General features: G+C 35.4%; 15 protein-coding genes. 9 read left to right on the forward strand and 6 right to left on the reverse strand.

All coding sequences use genetic code 11. The annotated features are described in order from the left end of the window. Window positions 1–184: 184 nt before the first annotated feature. Window positions 185–775 carry an ECF transporter S component gene (locus tag GMA11_RS08290; protein WP_163546686.1) on the reverse strand — a complete coding sequence of 197 codons (591 nt, stop codon included), beginning with the start codon at window positions 773–775 and terminating at the stop codon, window positions 185–187. Window positions 776–925: 150 nt separating this feature from the next. Here GMA11_RS08290 and GMA11_RS08295 point away from each other — a divergent pair, with 150 nt between their 5' ends. The 3 genes from GMA11_RS08295 (at window position 926) to GMA11_RS08305 (ending at window position 3436) form a co-directional block, all read left to right on the forward strand. After that, complete coding sequence (locus GMA11_RS08295) at window positions 926–1870, forward strand: metal ABC transporter solute-binding protein, Zn/Mn family (protein ID WP_163546687.1); 945 nt, start codon at window positions 926–928, stop codon at window positions 1868–1870. An 82-nt stretch (window positions 1871–1952) separates the two neighbouring features. After that, window positions 1953–2648: a metal ABC transporter ATP-binding protein gene (locus GMA11_RS08300; protein WP_163546688.1), complete on the forward strand. Its 696-nt coding sequence runs from the start codon at window positions 1953–1955 to the stop codon at window positions 2646–2648. Beyond that, window positions 2606–3436: a metal ABC transporter permease gene (locus tag GMA11_RS08305; RefSeq protein WP_163546689.1), complete on the forward strand. Its 831-nt coding sequence runs from the start codon at window positions 2606–2608 to the stop codon at window positions 3434–3436. Before GMA11_RS08300 ends, GMA11_RS08305 begins: the two co-directional genes overlap by 43 nt. 164 nt (window positions 3437–3600) lie before the next feature. Here GMA11_RS08305 and fni read toward each other — a convergent pair whose 3' ends face one another. Genes fni through mvaD form a run of 3 tightly spaced genes read right to left on the reverse strand, consistent with a single transcriptional unit; the run spans window position 3601 to window position 6684 of the window. Next, on the reverse strand, window positions 3601–4656 hold the full coding sequence (gene fni, locus GMA11_RS08310; RefSeq protein WP_163546690.1) for a type 2 isopentenyl-diphosphate Delta-isomerase: 1056 nt from the start codon (window positions 4654–4656) through the stop codon (window positions 3601–3603). Further along, on the reverse strand, window positions 4628–5683 hold the full coding sequence (locus GMA11_RS08315; RefSeq protein ID WP_163546691.1) for a phosphomevalonate kinase: 1056 nt from the start codon (window positions 5681–5683) through the stop codon (window positions 4628–4630). Before GMA11_RS08315 ends, fni begins: the two co-directional genes overlap by 29 nt. Then, window positions 5680–6684 carry a diphosphomevalonate decarboxylase gene (gene mvaD, locus GMA11_RS08320; RefSeq protein ID WP_163546692.1) on the reverse strand — a complete coding sequence of 335 codons (1005 nt, stop codon included), beginning with the start codon at window positions 6682–6684 and terminating at the stop codon, window positions 5680–5682. Before mvaD ends, GMA11_RS08315 begins: the two co-directional genes overlap by 4 nt. 137 nt (window positions 6685–6821) lie before the next feature. Here mvaD and coaA point away from each other — a divergent pair, with 137 nt between their 5' ends. Both coaA and guaA read left to right on the forward strand, forming a co-directional pair. Beyond that, the gene (coaA, locus tag GMA11_RS08325) at window positions 6822–7736 is read left to right on the forward strand and encodes a type I pantothenate kinase (protein WP_163546693.1); all 915 of its coding nucleotides are present in this window, start codon (window positions 6822–6824) and stop codon (window positions 7734–7736) included. A 39-nt stretch (window positions 7737–7775) separates the two neighbouring features. Beyond that, the gene (gene guaA, locus GMA11_RS08330) at window positions 7776–9329 is read left to right on the forward strand and encodes a glutamine-hydrolyzing GMP synthase (protein WP_163546694.1); all 1554 of its coding nucleotides are present in this window, start codon (window positions 7776–7778) and stop codon (window positions 9327–9329) included. 262 nt (window positions 9330–9591) lie between these two features. Here guaA and GMA11_RS08335 read toward each other — a convergent pair whose 3' ends face one another. Further along, entirely contained in the window at window positions 9592–10254 is a 663-nt protein-coding gene (locus tag GMA11_RS08335) for a hypothetical protein (RefSeq protein ID WP_163546695.1), read from the reverse strand. 43 nt (window positions 10255–10297) lie between these two features. After that, window positions 10298–10900: a helix-turn-helix domain-containing protein gene (locus GMA11_RS08340; protein WP_163546696.1), complete on the reverse strand. Its 603-nt coding sequence runs from the start codon at window positions 10898–10900 to the stop codon at window positions 10298–10300. A 161-nt stretch (window positions 10901–11061) separates the two neighbouring features. Here GMA11_RS08340 and GMA11_RS08345 point away from each other — a divergent pair, with 161 nt between their 5' ends. The 4 genes from GMA11_RS08345 to GMA11_RS08360 all read left to right on the forward strand — a co-directional run bounded on the left by GMA11_RS08345 (window position 11062) and on the right by GMA11_RS08360 (window position 17906). Then, window positions 11062–11253 (forward strand): hypothetical protein, encoded by a 192-nt coding sequence (locus tag GMA11_RS08345; RefSeq protein ID WP_154476454.1) that lies wholly within the window; start codon window positions 11062–11064, stop codon window positions 11251–11253. An 11-nt stretch (window positions 11254–11264) separates the two neighbouring features. Then, the gene (locus tag GMA11_RS08350) at window positions 11265–12335 is read left to right on the forward strand and encodes a site-specific integrase (RefSeq protein ID WP_163546697.1); all 1071 of its coding nucleotides are present in this window, start codon (window positions 11265–11267) and stop codon (window positions 12333–12335) included. 438 nt (window positions 12336–12773) lie between these two features. Continuing rightward, window positions 12774–14693 carry a hypothetical protein gene (locus GMA11_RS08355; protein ID WP_163546698.1) on the forward strand — a complete coding sequence of 640 codons (1920 nt, stop codon included), beginning with the start codon at window positions 12774–12776 and terminating at the stop codon, window positions 14691–14693. 12 nt (window positions 14694–14705) lie between these two features. Beyond that, on the forward strand, window positions 14706–17906 hold the full coding sequence (locus GMA11_RS08360) for a Cna B-type domain-containing protein (protein ID WP_163546699.1): 3201 nt from the start codon (window positions 14706–14708) through the stop codon (window positions 17904–17906). Window positions 17907–18138: the final 232 nt, after the last annotated feature.

Here is an 18138-nt window from a genome sequence, read left to right on the forward strand (position 1 = left end):
TACGAATGGCTTCGTTCTCGCACGTAGTAGAGAACGAGCGATGTATCGTGTACATCATGGTAAGCCGTACAACTTAACGTCTGATACGAAAAAAGACTGTCGACATTTTAATTTGTCAACAGTCTGATAAGCCGACATGTTGATGTCGGCTTATTTGTGTTTGTTTGGAAAATTGAGTTTTTCATTATTTTTTGAATAGGGATGATAAAGGTTTGACTAATGCGGGTGTTACAATAATTGCTGATAATAATTCAAATAATGTATTTGTAGAAATAAGTGTCAAAATAAATCCGAGAACAACATCTCCTGATTGAGATGGATTTGGGAGTGTGTTGGCGATAAATTGATAGCCAAAGACATAAAATCCACCTAGGACAAGTCCTGTATTTGTGATGGTCCCAATGAATGAGGCAATGACCGCAGACATGGTTAAGCTAATTTTTTTACTTAATAATTGAAAAAGAACTCCTGCCAATAAACCTACAAGCATTCTAGGTAGGACGGAGATAAGAGGATTATAAAATAGGGGATTTAAAATACCTGCTGTTGTGTAGGCTTTTATCATTGAAAGCAATCCCCATGTTAAGCCAATCCCTGTTCCTAATTTTGAACCTAAAAGACAGGCAGCTAAAATAACAGTAATATGAACGATAGTAAAGTCGACAAAGCCTAGATGAATATATCCTAAAACGGGAATAAATGTTTGCATGATTAAAATAGCTGTAAATAAAGAAAATAGTGTTAATTGTTTGATATGACTTTGTTTTGTTGACATAATCAATCTCCTTTTATGTACGATAAAAAAAGTATATCAAAAAAGAATTATGAATACAAATACTACAGTATATAAAAAACTTGAATTTTTGAGTAAAATATGTTAAAATACAAATCGTAAGCATTACTATTTCGACAAAAAGGAGATATTATGAAACATTTAAAAAAATTAAGTTTCTTTATTTTGGTACTTGTATTAGCTGCATGTCAAGCACCAAGTAAGAAACAAGAAATGACTGAAGCACCAAAAATGGAAAAATTGTCTGTTGTGACAAGTTTTTATCCTGTGTATTATATGACACAAGCGATTGCAGGTGAACATGCTAACGTCAGCATGTTAATTGAGGGAGCGGTAGAGCCACATGATTTTGAGCCAAGTGCAAAAGATATTGCACTAATTGATAAAGCTAAAGTATTTGTATATAGTAGTAACAACATGGAAACATGGGTGAAAAGTGTACAAGATGGTTTAGGTAAAGAATCAAAAGTGGCATTTATTGAATCTGGTAAAGATGTTTCCTTTATAAAAGGAAAAGGACATCATCATGATCATGATGGAGATCATAAAGATGACCATGATGAAGATGAGGATGTGTTGGATCCACATATTTGGTTAGATCCAGAAACAGCAAAAGCACAAGTAAAAACTATTGCAGAAGGTTTAATTGCAGCGGATGCTGCTCATAAAGCAGATTATGAAAAAAATCGTGATATGTTACTTGAAAAATTAGATGTTTTAGCTAAAAAATATGATGCTGCTTTTAAAAATGCTACAAACAAAGCGTTTGTTACACAACATGCTGCATTTGGATACATTGCACATCGTTATGACTTAGAACAAGAAGCAATTTCTGGTTTACAAGCAAAAGAGCCAACAGCACAAGATATTGCAGAAGTTGTTGAAGAAATGAAAGAGCATAAATTAACAACAATTTATGTTGATCCAGGTAGTTCTCAAGCTACAGCAAACGCTGTTGCAAAAGAAACAGGTGCAAGTATTGAAACATTGTATACAATGGAATCAAAAGTAGAAGGTAAAGATTTCTTACAAATTTTAGAAGAAAACTTAGTATCATTACAAAAATCAATTAAGTAGAAAAACAAGATCGAATTAGTATATAATAAAGAATAGCACTGACACAAGTTGGTGCTTTTTCTACTGAAAAAGGAGTGAGAAAATGGCATATATTGACGTTCATCAGTTATCTTTTTCCTATGATGCTGAAAGAGTTTTAGATAATATATCCTTTCAATTAGAAGCTGGAGAGTTTGCCATTTTAACTGGAGAAAATGGCGCAGCTAAGTCGACGTTATTAAAGTTGATTTTAGGTTTATTAAAACCTCAAGAAGGTTCAGCACATATTAGTCCAGTGAATCAATTTGGACAAAAAATGTTAATTGGATATGCTCCACAACAAATTGCTTCATTCAATGTGGGGTTTCCTAGTCGTGTGTATGATTTAGTTGCATCAGGACGATATGCGAATGGAAAATGGTTCAAACGCTTAGATGCACATGATAAAGAGCATATTGAAAAATCATTAAAATCGGTTGGTATGTGGGACTTGAAGTATAAACGTATTGGGGATTTATCTGGTGGGCAAAAACAAAGAATTTTTTTAGCTCGTTTATTTGCTACAGATCCAGATTTATTGATTTTAGATGAACCAACAACTGGTATGGATATTCAATCACGGAAACAGTTTTATGATTTGTTAAAACATAGTTGCCAACACCACCATAAAGCTGTTTTAATGGTGACCCATGAGGATGATATATTAGATGACTATATTGACAAACATGTACATTTAGTGAGAAAGGAGCATTCACCATGGAGATGTTTCAGTATGATTTCATGCAAAGAGCGTTCTTAGCAGCGATTTGTATTGCGTGTATTGCTCCTATTTTAGGTTTATTATTAATTTTGCGTAAACAGTCTTTATTGGCAGATACATTATCGCATGTTTCTTTATCAGGGGTTGCTTTAGGATTGTTGATTGGTGTTTCACCAACAGTGACAACGATTGTTGTTGTGATGATTGCTGCATTGATTATGGAGTATTTAAGTCGTGTGTATAAAAGCTATTCTGAAATATCGGTTGCCATTTTGATGTCTACGGGATTAGCAGTTGCATTGATTTTGATGTCCCTTAGAAAAAATGCAGCGGGTATTAAAGTTGAACAATATTTATTTGGTTCATTGGTTACCGTATCCAGTGAACAGGTGTCTATTTTAATTGGTTTAGTCATTTTTATTGGTGGATTGTATATTCTGTTTAGAAAACCTTTATATGTACTATTGTTTGATGAAGACACAGCTTTTACAGCCGGATTACCTGTTCGATTAATGTCATTGTTAATCAATATTGTCACGGGTGTGACCATTAGTGTAATGATGCCGATTGCAGGCGCTCTACTTGTTGCCTCCATTTTAATTTTACCCACAGCAATTAGCATGCGTTTCTCAAATAGTTTTACAAGTGTCATTTTATGGGCAATGTGTATTGGGTTTTTAGGTATGGTAGGCGGTTTATATGCTTCTTATGAATACAGTACGCCTCCAGGTGCAACCATTACACTGATTTTTGTGACAGTATTAGTTTTTGTTAATGTGATTATTTTTGTGAAAAAGTGGTATCAACAACAAAAAGCTAAAGTGTAAAGGGATAAAAATTGGATGGAGCCAATGTTTAATAGAATATGTGAGAAAGTGTACCTAGATAGTTCTAGGTATACTTTTATTATTTGGTATAAGTCAGTATTTATTTAAAAAGCAATATCAAAAATAGTGAACGGACGTTTGGGAGCGTCCGTTCACTATTTTTGTTAATTACGATTTGCAAAATATTGCCAGTCTATATGGCGAGCATGGCACCAGTTTTGGATAGTCGGTGCTACAACAACAGCTTTTTGTTGTAACTCAGAGATATTTTTTGCACCAAGTAAGGTCATAATGGTGCGTATGTGTTCTTTTGTTTGGTGAATGTAGTTTATTGTTTGCTCTACACCATGACGTTCTAGCAAATAGAGTATTTGTCCAGATAACCCAACGGCATTCGCGCCCAAAGCAATGCATTTAGTTATGTCTAGTGCATTTTTGATTCCACCAGATGCAATCAATGTAGGATGGGGGACGCTTTGGGCCTCTAATAAGGAAATGAGCGTTGATTGTCCCCATGCCGAGAGCATGTTATATGACGGTGTTATACGGCGATTGTTTTCAATGTCGACAAAATTTGTTCCACCCTTACCAGAAATATCAATGATACGCACGCCAATATTTGTTAATTGGGTTACTGTTTCTTTTGACATGCCGAATCCAACTTCTTTGACGATAATGGGTATGTTTAATTCGGCGACAATTTGTTCGATGTGATGCAGCCAACCTGTAAAATCTCGTTCTCCTTCGGGCATAACCATTTCTTGTGGGGTATTCACATGAATTTGTAGGGCATCCGCTTCGAGTAAGTCGACCGCTCTTTTAGCGTTTTCCACGGAGTGATGTGCACCTAAATTTGCAAAGATTAAGCCATTTGGATTGATTTGTCTGACAACACGAAAACTTTCTGCCGTGTCAGGTTCTTTTAAAGCGACGCTTACACTCCCAGTTGCTAGAGGTATATCGGTTTCCTTGGCAATAAAAGCTAATTGGCGATTGATGTCATAAGCTTTTTGACTACCCCCAGTCATCGCATTGATGAAAAATGGAGCAGATAATAATAAAGTATCCAAGTTTGTATGAATATCAACATCCTCATACGCTATTTCAGGGAATGAGTGATGGACAAATTGTGTTTGTGCAAACTCGGGTGTCGATTCCTGAACAAATTGTTCAAGAGCATGCTGGATATGCTCATCTTTTCGATTGACTTGCTGTGTCATAATTGCCTCCAATTTCTCCTAAATGTAAGATAGCTGCTTGATTCCAAGCACTTATAATGTTTTCTTTCTGCTGTACATTTTCAACTAAACAAATACCGCAATCTCCCCCACCGGCACCCGATGTTTTCGCCACACTTCCATAGCGTTCGGCAATGTCACAAAGAGTTTTTAATGTTGGTGTTTCAATATAGCGGGATAATTGTTGTAGTTGCTTTCTGTTTTTTTGTATACATGCTTTTATAACAGAAATATTCTGTTCTTTAATGGCTTGAATGTATTGATTTGTACAGTCTTTATTATCCATTAGAAATGTTTGATAAAGTGCACTTTCTTTTTGCTTTTTCATTTCTTTAACGAGTAATTCGGTACTAGCAGGGGTACCAGTCCAACCGATTAAAAAAGAAAGATTTTTAGGTAAAGTAAGGCATTCAATAGATAAGTCTTTCCATTTTCGATGAACAATTTCTTGAATGGAGCATGTGTGTTGTTGTTGCTTTAACCAGTTAATATCACACATCGTATAGGCGATTAGCTTGCCGAATGCAATAGTGGCAATGTCACCAAAAGAACCGACGCTATTTAAAGATAAATGCGTTAAGACAGCCAATTTATAGACGGTAAGATTGTCTAGTGTTTTTCCGTAGAAAGCGCCCACGGCTTTAATGGTTGCGACGGTAACGGCACCACTAGAACCTAAACCATATTTTGTTCCATCTGGTGCATCTAAATCCGATGAAATATCTAAACGGAACGGCTTTGGCGTAATCGTTAAATAACTTTCTGTTATGTGAATGGCTGTTGTGATGAGCGGATATAGATTTGGTGTTGCTGAAATCTGTTCCTTCTCCCTTGTGAAGTGAACGAGTGTGTGTTTATGTTGTTCTGAAAAAATAATATTGTCGTGATAGTCGTCAATACGTGCCGTCAAAAAACGCTCGACAGGGGCGATAATAGCAGGCTGATGAGGTGATGTCACGGCATATTCTCCCACAATAAATAATTTTCCGGGTACGTTTACGGTTATCATAATGTGTCCTCGAATGATTGTAGAGATTGTTCCCAGTCGTCTTGTGTTAAGTAATGCATGGCTTTTCCAACTTTAGAGATGATAAGTTTATCTTTAGAAAACAGCGTTTCTAAATGAGATAAAATGGTTGGAATAGTTGATGTTTGGCATAATACTTTAACATTTGGGCCAGCATCCATTGTCATATAGGCAGGAATCCCTTCTGCTCTTAATTGTCGAATGGCTTGTTGAGCAATAATCGTTTCTGGTTCAAAATAACAAAATGGAGGATTACTACCAAGCATGGTGCCGTGCATTTTCATACCATTAAATTCAGTGATTTCTCCTAAAGTAATAAAATCTTTATTGGCAATCGCTTGTTTGATATTTTGTAAGTCTTTTTCTGCACTTTCTACCCATGCTTGATAAAAAGGGGAAGTTTGAACAGTTAATGCCATACCGTCACGACTTGAAATCGTCTTTTTCGCTTGGTTAACGACGATGATAATCATAGCAATATCCCAGCTCGCATCGTCTATTGGGATTGCCATAGAATTGTGAGAGTCTGTCCCTTTGTTCCATTCAACAAAGCCACCGTACAGACTGCGTGTTGCGCTACCACTGCCACGTCGAGCGAATGTTGAGAGTGTTTGTGTATCTAAATGTAAGCTACTTGCTTGATTTATGGCTCCGGCTAGAGCAGCAAAAGCAGATGCTGAACTAGCTAAACCAGCTGCGGTAGGGACAAAGTTTAAACTTTCTACTTTGGCAAAGCAAGGTGAGGACATTTTTTCTCGAAATAAATCTAAAAATGGTGTAATTTTTTCGGTTGTTTCTTCTTTATTGTTTAAGAAAAAAGTATCTTTTGTCAGCGTTTGATCAAAGGTTACTTTTGTATCCGTGTAAAAGGCATCCAGTGTTAATGATAAACTGCTATTCATTGGTAAAAAGAGCTTTTTATCACGTTTTCCCCAATATTTTATTAAGGCAATATTTGTGTGTGCACGGGCAATCCCAATCATAATGTTCTCCTTTTCTTGTCTATATGTATTTTACATGAAATATCTGTATTTTTCTAAGGTTTTAAAAAAATTTATAAGTTTTCTGAATTGTGGTATAGTAATATAGAACGATTTTGATGAAGAGGTAAAGAGTTGGTATGGAACATTATAGTCAATTTTCACGTGAGGCGTGGAAAACATTTGGAGTGGCGTATGACATTCATTTAACAGAGGATACGTTAAAAAAATTGACGTCGTTAAATGACAGAGTATCTTTAGATGATGTGACGGATATTTATATGCCTATGGTGCGTTTATTTGATTTGTATTTGAAACATCATATTGAAAAGCAATCGAGTTTACAAGATTTTTTACATCAACCGAAACGGAAAGTGCCATTTATTATTGGCATTTCTGGGAGTGTATCGGTAGGAAAGAGTACGACAGCTAGACTACTCCAGACCATGTTACAGCAACTTTATCCGAATAAACAGATAGAGTTAATGACTACTGACGGCTTTTTATTAACGACAGCTACTTTAAAAGAAAGGGGCATTTTAGACAAAAAGGGGTTCCCAGAAAGTTATGATATGGAGCGTCTTGTATCGTTTTTAATGGCTGTTAAAACGAGTGATGAGCCGGTACTGGCGCCTGTTTATTCGCATGAAATTTATGATATTATTCCCGATACGTATCAAACGGTGCAGCAGTCTGATGTGTTGATTGTTGAGGGAATCAATGTGTTGCAACTGCCTCCTAATCGGGATATTTATGTGAGTGATTTTTTTGATTGGGCGATTTATGTGGATGCTGAGCCTGTGAATATAGAGAAGTGGTACTTGCAGAGATTTGAAATGTTAATGGATTTGGCAAAAAATAATCCGAGTAATTATTATTATAAATATGCCATTGGAAAACGAGAGGACGCGATTGCTATGGCAAAGGAAGTTTGGAAAAATACGAATTTGAAAAATTTAGTAGAGTTTATTTTACCGACGAAAACAAGAGCGGATTTGGTGCTCCATAAAACAGAAAATCATTTAATTGATTATGTGTTGTTGAAGAATTATTAGACCGTGATATAATGAGCATATAGTGATGAGGAGGGTGTTATGAAGGCGTTAAACGAATTAGAAAAAATTATTGTATTAGATTTTGGTTCACAATATAATCAGTTAATTACACGACGTATCCGTGAGTTTGGTGTATTTTCAGAGTTAGTGTCACATAAACTAACGGCAGAGGAGATTATGTCAAAAGGAAATGTAAAAGGCATTATTTTTTCTGGTGGACCAAATAGCGTGTATGAAAAAGATGCATTTACAGTAGATAAAAAGATTTTTGATTTAGGATTACCTATTTTGGGTGTGTGTTATGGTATGCAATTAACAACACATTTACTAGGTGGTAAAGTAGAGCCTGCAACGACACATCGTGAATATGGAACAGCTCAGATTGATGTATTCCAAACAGAAACAGGACTATTCCAAGGTTTATCTGAAAATGAAGAAGTATTGATGAGCCATGGCGATCGTATTACAGAAATTCCAGCCGGTTTTACTGTGACGGCAAGTAACCCAAACTGCCCATTTGCAGCGTTTGAAAACAAAGAACGTCGTATTTTTGGGGTGCAATTCCACCCAGAAGTACGCCATAGTGTACATGGCAATGAGATGTTGAAAAACTTTGTGTTCCATGTGTGTGGTGCAACAGGCGACTGGTCAATGGAAAACTTCATTGATTTAGAAATTGCCAAAATTCGTGAACGTGTTGGCGATAAAAAAGTATTGCTTGGATTATCCGGTGGGGTGGATTCAAGTGTCGTGGGTGTGTTATTACAAAAAGCTATTGGAAATCAATTAACATGTATTTTTGTCGACCATGGCCTATTACGTAAAGGTGAAGGCGATCAAGTCATGGAAAGCCTTGGAGGTAAATTTGGCTTAAACATTATTCGTGTAGACGCAAAAGACCGCTTCTTATCAAAATTACAAGGCGTTAGCGACCCTGAACAAAAACGTAAAATTATCGGAAATGAATTTGTATACGTGTTTGATGATGAAGCATCAAAATTACAAGGTGTAGACTTCTTAGCACAAGGAACGCTATACACAGATATTATCGAATCTGGAACAGACACGGCACAAACGATTAAATCACATCACAATGTAGGTGGATTACCAGAAGATATGCAATTTGAATTGATTGAACCATTAAACACATTGTTCAAAGATGAAGTCCGTGCCTTAGGAACAGCTCTAGGCATGCCAGATAGTTTAGTGTGGCGGCAACCATTCCCTGGACCAGGTTTAGGTATCCGTGTCCTTGGTGAGATTACAGAAGAAAAACTAGACATTGTGCGTGAAAGTGATGCTATTTTACGTGAAGAAATCGCAAAAGCCGGCTTAGAACGTGACGTATGGCAATATTTCACAGTCTTACCAGGTATTCGTAGTGTCGGTGTTATGGGGGACGGTCGTACTTACGACTACACAATCGGTATCCGTGCTGTCACAAGTATCGACGGCATGACAAGCGACTTCGCTCGCTTGCCATGGGACGTGCTACAAACGATTAGTGCTAGAATTGTCAATGAAGTAGCACACGTCAACCGAGTGGTGTATGATATTACGAGTAAACCGCCTGCAACGATTGAGTGGGAGTAGTGAAAAACAGGCTCTAAAGTCTTATGAATAGCCGTTTTGTGAGTGGGAGGCTTGCAAAATGCTTGCAGATTTTAGAAATACGTCACCTAAAGAGTAATTCTTTGGGTGATTATTTTGTATTTAAAGATGCTACAGGGATTTCCCGTAGCATTATTTATTACAGTAAATTATTTTCTTTCAAGTATTCAATTCTCTTTTTTAGAATCTTATCACGACTAAGAGCTTCAAATTATTTTTGCGTAAGTGTAGAGTAATCAAGTAGCTAGTTTTTTGAATAGAAAAGTTTTATTTGTCTTAAGTCATATATAAATTCATCATACCTATTATAGTCGATATAAAATATATCTTTTACAATAGGTGCGAAAGAAAATATGAGTGAAAAAATTAGTAAAATTAAGATTATTGTTAATACCGCCACATTAAGCATCTGTGTTTCTGTAGCTGTCTCACTAATTTTCTTGGCAACAAATACGACGATAGGAATAATGATTGCCCTCAATGTTTTGAAAGGTTTTTTAAATTGTGAGAATAAATCACATTGTATTTGTGCATATTTTGCTTCCGTAATTAACATATCAAGAGAATCTAAATTTTTGATGTCAATATTATACTTTTTTAAAACTTCAATTGTCATATTCATTCGCTTTTCAGAATAGGGAATATAATGGTTTTCAAGCATGACACTAAGATTATCTTTTTTAGAGTCAATTATAGCGAAAATGATAAGTGAAATTAAGCTTAATCCCATTGGGATAAATGAAAATATATTTTGTATAAATATAAGCAAAATGCCACTGATAATAATTCCGGTAAGAAAGATGATAAGAAAAACTTTTCGGTATAGCGGTAGCTTAGTAAAAGGGATAGTACTCTTGATGTCCTTTAAACCTATTTTATAACTGATAAATAAATCGCAAAATCTCATATGTATACCTCACTTTTGTATATATTACAGTATTCAATTAAAGTTATAACAAATTATTTTCTTTCAGGTATTCAATTCTCTTTTTTAGAATTTCATCTCTTGAAAGTTCCTCAAACTCTTTCTGTGTTAGTGGGAGAGAATAATACTCTACAGACTTATTTTTCATAGAATCAAATTGTTCTTTTGTAATAGAGTAAGACTCCAAGTCAAACAGATTATCAGACAATTCTTTTAGAATATTGCATACGTCAGCATTAAAAGCGTGTTTTTTATCATTACCATAGAACACAAGCTTAACATTCCATTTATTTTCATCGGTTTCAATGTCATTAATGGGGAATTTATCTTCCACAATTATTTCAAATCCGATTTCTTTTTTCATTGCCAGTTCATACATAAATAATACAAAATCTCTCATGCTTGAAAGACCTAAAGTATAGTCACTTCTTCCGGCAAGCCAATCTAAAGATACTTTGCATTTATCGGCAATATCTATCAGCACATCTATTGTAGGATTATTTTTACCATTTTCGTAAGCAGACATTGACGGTTGAGGTATTCCTAAAAATTCTGCAAACTCCTTTTGTGTTTTTTTATTTATAGAACGAAGATATTTCAATCGTTCCGATACAGTTTTATTATTCATATTATAATCTCCTATATTTATTATATCTTATTATATCAAATCGTATACTAAAAATAAAGAGAAATTCTGATAAAAATTAGAAATGGACATTGACTTATGCTATATAAATTGGTATACTAATATATATCGCAAGTTCAAATAAACAAGAAAGGAGGAAAAATATGAGAAAAATGTATGTTGATGCTGAAGAAGTCAGCAAAGATTGGGGAGTTTCAAAACCTAAGGCATACAAAATGATAAAAGAATTAAATGAGAGAATGTTAAAAGGCAATCCAAATCTGATAGTGATTGCAGGCAAGGTTAATCGAAAATTTTATGAAGAAAACTGTTATGGACAATCGAAAGAAGTGTAGGAGGTGGTGCTGTGTCAGCAAGCAAGGATAAAGAAAGAGGTACATGGAAAATTTATTTGAGGTATGTTGATTGGCAAGGAGTAAAACAAATCCATACAAAACGTGGATTCGCTACAAAGAGAGAGGCATTGGAATATGAAAGGGAGTTTTTAGCGAGTAAGTCAAGAGATTTGAATATGTTATTTGAATCCTTTGTTGAAATCTATTTGAGCGATTTAAAGCCGAGGATTAAATACAACACTTATTTGACAAAGGTTCATATTATAGAAACGAAAATAATACCATATTTTGCCAAGAAATCTATAGCTGAAATAACAGCTCCGGATATTTTACAATGGCAAAATGAATTGCTTAAAAAGTCAGATGGTGAGGGAAAACAATATTCTCAAACTTACTTAAGAACAATTCAGAATCAACTAAATGCAATTCTTAATCATGCTAATAAGTATTATGGCTTAACAAGTAATTCTGCTCATAAAACTACTAAGATGGGGAAATCAAAGGCACAGGAAATGTTATTTTGGACTAAAGAGGAATATGAAAAATTCGCTGAAAGTGTTAAGAGCAAACCTACCTCATACTATGCTTTTGAGATACTTTATTGGTGCGGTATTAGAGAAGGTGAATTGCTTGCACTTACAAAAGACGATTTTGATCTTGAGAAGAAAACTCTAACTATTAGTAAATCATTTCAAAGGTTAAAAGGAAAAGATTACATTACATCTCCAAAGACAGAAAAAAGCAATAGAGTAATTCAATTACCACAATTTCTATGTGATGAAATGGCAGACTTCTTTGGAATGTTTTATCATCTGGATTCAAAGGCGAGACTATTTAATTTTACAAAATCATATTTACATCATGAAATGGATAGAGCTTGTAAGTTATCAGGAGTAAAACGAATTAGAGTTCATGATTTAAGACATTCTCATGTTGCTTATTTGATAGAGCAAGGTTTTTCTCCTGTGGTAATTGCAGAAAGATTAGGTCATGAAAGTATCTCAATAACCTTAAACTATGCACATTTATATCCGTCAAAGCAGTTGGAAATCATTGAAATGATAGAGAAAGAAAGGAATTAAATTTATTAAGATGAGTAAGATATTTAAAAGAGAAAGTCTACAAACAAAATTTCTAAGGGTGTCAAAAAATAAAAAGGGGTGTGGAATTTTCTAGAGGTGTAAACAGGATTTTTTTATAAGTAACGGATTTACAAATGCTTTTTATTTTAGAATAATACTCGAAGATTTTTGGAGATGGGATAGAATTTGAAATTATAAAAAACATGAAGTATATATATGAGATGCTTTTTTGTACTATGAGATAACTTAATTATATAATTTACTCTTTTATATTTTGTGAAGAGGGGTACATAAATGACAGATAATGTGATAAGATAAAAAGACAACGAATGGGGTAGGTTGAGTACAACACATAATATATAAATTATATATACACAATATTTTGTACTGTACTCATAGATACCATTTTGACTAAATGGATACGAAGGGAGAAGAGAAATGAAAAAATTACAGCGTTTATTATCGCTTTTAATGGTGGTCGCTCTTGTTATTGGACTTTTGCCCATGCAAGTACTTCGAGCTGCTGATGAGGGGATTACTTTAACTCAAACGCAAGTACCATCTACGAGAACGGATACAAGGGAGTTTTTAACGGGAGAGATTATGCAGTCTGTTTTAACGTTAAAAGCGAATTTGCCTGAATCAGAATATGCAGGAGCTTATATTGAATTAGCCGTTCCGTCTGATGTCGCTTCGTTTGTGGAGAGTTTAGAGCCGAATGTTTCATTGGATTCAGAAGTCTTTGGACGAGCAACAAAAGTCAATGCAACGACATGGCGTATTCCGTTAAAAGCATCTGATGATGCTAGAGAAGTACAAATTCCGATTTTTACGAAGTTTAAAACGTATATAACGCCTGACAAAACAATTTTACCAATAACCACAACTTTGAAAAAAGCTGACGGAACAGTTGTAAAAACAGCAGAAACAGTTACGTTTTTAGCGAAGGCGGGAGAAGCAACGTATACGATGACTGTTCGTGGAGGACAAAATCAAATTGGTGGGCTTGTAAAGAACGATACTCAAACATTAGATGAGAAAGGACTTGTTGATGTTGTCTTTGACTATCAGACATTTGCAAAAAGTTCTAAGGATGAATATGCTACTCCGAGTAACTCAGATTATGGACAACGTGTATACAATACAATTACGTTAACACAACCGTTGCCACCATTTGCTAAATTTGATGTATCTAAAAATCCAAACTGGACATATAATGCTGCAACGAATACTGCAACGTATACATTAAACCGAAAAGATTATAATGATGTAAATGGATATAATCCGGTGTCACTTATCTTGACGTTCCCAGGAGCAAGTGTGGATACCGCTTATATGGCAAACTCGACAATGGTATTTCACCCACAAAATAAAGGGGTAAATGAAGCGGACGTGACGCAAAGCAACACGGTTTCTTACCGGTTTAGACCGGATAGCACAAATGGGGTACCATTTAGAAAATATTTTGCAAATGAGCCAGAAGATGCTAGAGATAATGGAACGCAGCTTCATACTGTGACAAATGTATCTTCACGCACATCAAAAGGTGTTAATTGGCGTTTAACTGTTGCGAATACAACGTCAGAAACGATCACTTTTACAGAGTTTAAAGATTATGATTTAGATAGTCGTTTGTATTACACGGGCGTAAGTATGCCTAGAACAGACGATATTGTTTTAGATTATTTTAATGGTGTGGAATACGCACGTTTATCCAATGTGACAGTTCGTGGGGTGTTATCCGATGGTAGTGAACGTGTTTTAGGTACTGTTTCGAGTGGACGTACGTTGAATTTTGACCGTACAATCGCTAGAAATATTAAACAATTATATTTTGATTTCCCGAATGGTTATACATTACCACATCAAAAAGTTGTTAGTTTTACCATTAAGACAGCTTTTAGAGAAGCGCCGGTAGTAAGTGCTGTCGATTTAGAAAATGAGTACGTTAATAGTGGTGGTTATACCGCAACATATACACGTACGAATGGAAGTTCTTACTCGTTTACTGGAAAAGATACGGCCAAATTTAAATTGGTTGGGCAAAAGGTTGATGTCGGTATTGAAAAAGAACTGTCTGAAAAATTAGGTACAGGCTGGTTTGCGCCTAGAAGAGATGAGAAGATTCGTTCAGATAATGAGTTTGCGATTTGGACATTGAAAGGTACTTGGGACAACACGATTAAAGGTATGGAAGATAGAGCAACCTTAACGAATGTTGAATTTATCGACCTACTACCTGAAGGAGTAACCTATAAATCAACTACTTTAAATGGTGGTTGGGGAGCACCTCGACCAACGGTAACGTACGTGCCGAATTATCGAGAATCCGGTTTGAATGCTGTTATTATTAAATAGGATCGTATTAGTGTGGGCCAATTAAATCGCTATATGGATAATTCAGATGCCATTCAAATTGTGACGACTGTCAATGCAAATTCTGTTCCAGGGCATAATACAAACTATGTCTTAGCAAGTATAGATGGTTCTATTGTCACAACTAAAGATAAAAACCACATGAGTGGTTATTTCTCAATGCCTTATAAAGATGAGCGAGATATTGACCAAGACGGCGATGTGAATGAAACATTTGCAGCAGCGTCCGCTTATTATGAATATACGGGTCGATATGAAGTGTTAGCTCGCAAATATATTGCACGTGAAACGGTAAATAACTGGACAAGAGATGGATTGAAAACAGGTGTAGGAGCACCATTCCGCTATAAATTGTGGAATTATAATAATTTATTAACAAACGTATCGTCTTATGAAATATTAGATGTTTTACCGCATCTAAATGATTTTTCAACAGCTGCATCTGCGACATCTGGGCAATTAGAGCCACGTCAGTCTAAATTTAGCAATACGTTAACAGGCCCGATACATATTACAACACCAAATGCACATAAGTTTATGATAGAGTATTCAACGGATGAGATAACTGGTCCTGTTGACCAATCATCTAATACATTATCGTTTAGTGAAACGGTAGCTGATTATGCACAGGTAACAGCAATTAGAGTACGCTTAAAAGACGGTCAAACATTTAATAAAGGAGAGTTGCTTGAGGTCGAAGTACCAATGAAAGCACCTGAAATGGCTGATTTAGGAGATCGTGCATGGAATAACTTCTCTATTGCAACAAATACGAACCAACCTACACCAACAAATTTAGTGTGGAATGAGATGTACATACCATCTTCTCCATTAAAAATTGTGAAAAAATCAGTAGAGGGTGCACTCCTTGCAGATGCAGTATTTACCGTTACACGTATGGATAATCCTGAGGTAACCTATGAATTAACAACGAATAAAAATGGTGTCGTTGAACAAATTTTACCTTTAGGAACGTATAAAGTTGTAGAAAAAACAGCACCAACAGGGTATCTGTTGGATACAACCGAACATCAAGTGGAGATTGTAGAAGATGAAACAACAACATTAGAGTTAGCCAATGTGCCACTTATTTCCGTGACGGTGAACAAAGTGTGGGACGATGACGATAATCGAGATGCTAAACGTCCAAATACGATTCAAGTTCATTTATTAGCGAATGGAGCAGAAAAACAAACGATAACGTTGTCTAATGCAGAAAATTGGACACATACATTTATGGATTTACCAGCATATGAAAATGGTCAAAAAATTGCGTACACAGTAACGGAAGATGCTGTTGCGGATTATGAAACAACCATTAACGGTTATACGATTACCAATCGCCACATTCCCGAAGTTAAATCTATTACAATAAATAAAATATGGAACGATAATAATGATCAAGACGGCAAACGTCCAAACACCATTCACGTCCATTTATTTGCAAATGGAGTAGAAAGAGAAACGGCTACTTTAACTAATGAAGATAATTGGACGCATACATTTGAGTATTTACCAGTATACGAAAACGGGCAAGAAATTTCATATACGGTAATGGAAGATGCTGTTGAAGGTTATGAAACGACAATCGACGGATATACTATTACAAATGTTCATACACCAGAAGTGAAATCTATTACCGTAAATAAAGTATGGAATGATCATGATAATCAAGACGGTCAACGTCCGAATACGATTCAAGTTCATTTATTAGCTAACGGAACAGAGAAACAAACGGTGGTGCTATCTAATGAAGAAAATTGGATGTATACATTTACGAATTTACCAGTGTATGAAAACGGACAAGAAATTAACTACACGGTGACGGAAGATGCTGTTGCAGGGTATGAATCTGTTGTTGATGGGTATACCATTACTAATCGCCATACGCCAAAAATAAAATCAATTACGGTGAATAAAGTATGGGACGATAATAATAATCAAGATGGTAAACGTCCTGAAAGTATTACGGTACATTTATTGGCGAATGGAGAAGTTATCCGTACACAAAACATCACAAAAGAAATGAATTGGATGTATATATTTGAGAATGTGCCAGAATATGAAAATGGACAAAAAATTGAGTATACCGTCAAAGAAGATGTTGTATCAGAGTATGAATCATCTGTTGATGGCTATACAATTACGAATAAGTACATACCAAAAACGAAGTCTATGACGGTTAATAAAATATGGAACGATAATAATGATCAAGATGGCAAACGCCCAGATAAAATCACGGTACATTTATTCGCGAATGGAATAGAAAAACAGCAAGTATTTGTAACTGAAGCAAATGCTCGGACATATACATTTGAGAATTTACCAGTATATGAAAACGGACAAGAAATTAACTATACGGTAACGGAAGATGCTGTTGAGGGGTATGAAACAGTTGTCAACGATACAACGATTATGAACATACATAAGCCATCATTCATTGATGTGCCTGTCAATAAAGTATGGGAAGATGATCATGACCGTGACGGCAAACGTCCGGAATCAGTAACTTTACATTTATTGGCAAATGGTGAACAAGTGGATAGTGTGACCGTTACAAAAGATAGTCAATGGCAGCATGTCTTTAAAGATGTTCCAGAATTTAAAGATGGCAAACGCATTGTGTATACAGTGAGTGAGGATGCTGTTGAGGGCTATACGGCAAATGTATCGGGAACGACTGTTACGAATACACGTTCTGTAAATCGTATCAATATTCCAGTGACAAAACAATGGGTAGATAATGATAACCAAGACGGCAAACGTCCTGAAAAAATTACGGTACATTTATTGGCGAATGGAGAGGTTGTCCGTACACAAGACATCACAAGAGAAATGAATTGGATGTATGTATTTGCGAATGTATTGGAATATGAAAACGGACAGAAAATTGAGTACACTATTAAAGAAGATGCAGTACCGTTTTATGAAATAACAATAAATGGTTTTGATTTAACGAATACACTTAAAGAAGAACCAAAAAAACCAACGCCGATTCCGAACAAGGAAACGCCTGAAATCACAACAACAACTTCGACGATATCAAAAGAAACGACAACATCAACCATACCAGATAAACCAACATTACCAAAAACGGGAAGTCGAGAGTATAATATGACAATAATCGGATTAGGTATTTTGATAATCGGATTTGGGGTAGTATGTGATAGAAAAAAACGGCTCTATGTCAAATAGGGTTGATAGCTCATAAAGATAGTGATTTAACAGATGTTAAGTCACTATCTTTTCATTTTAAGTCACAAAGTGATGTACGACTCACCGACATGTACACGATACATGTCTCTTCCCCTACGTTGTGCGGGGAAGGAGCTATTCGTACATCACTTTTGACTTAAACTATTAAGCAACTAGTGAAGTAGATGGTACGGTATATGGTACATATAACTTACAGATTAATAAAATACGA

This window comes from Granulicatella sp. zg-ZJ, assembly GCF_010892355.1.
In the GTDB taxonomy this organism is placed as follows: domain Bacteria; phylum Bacillota; class Bacilli; order Lactobacillales; family Aerococcaceae; genus WM01.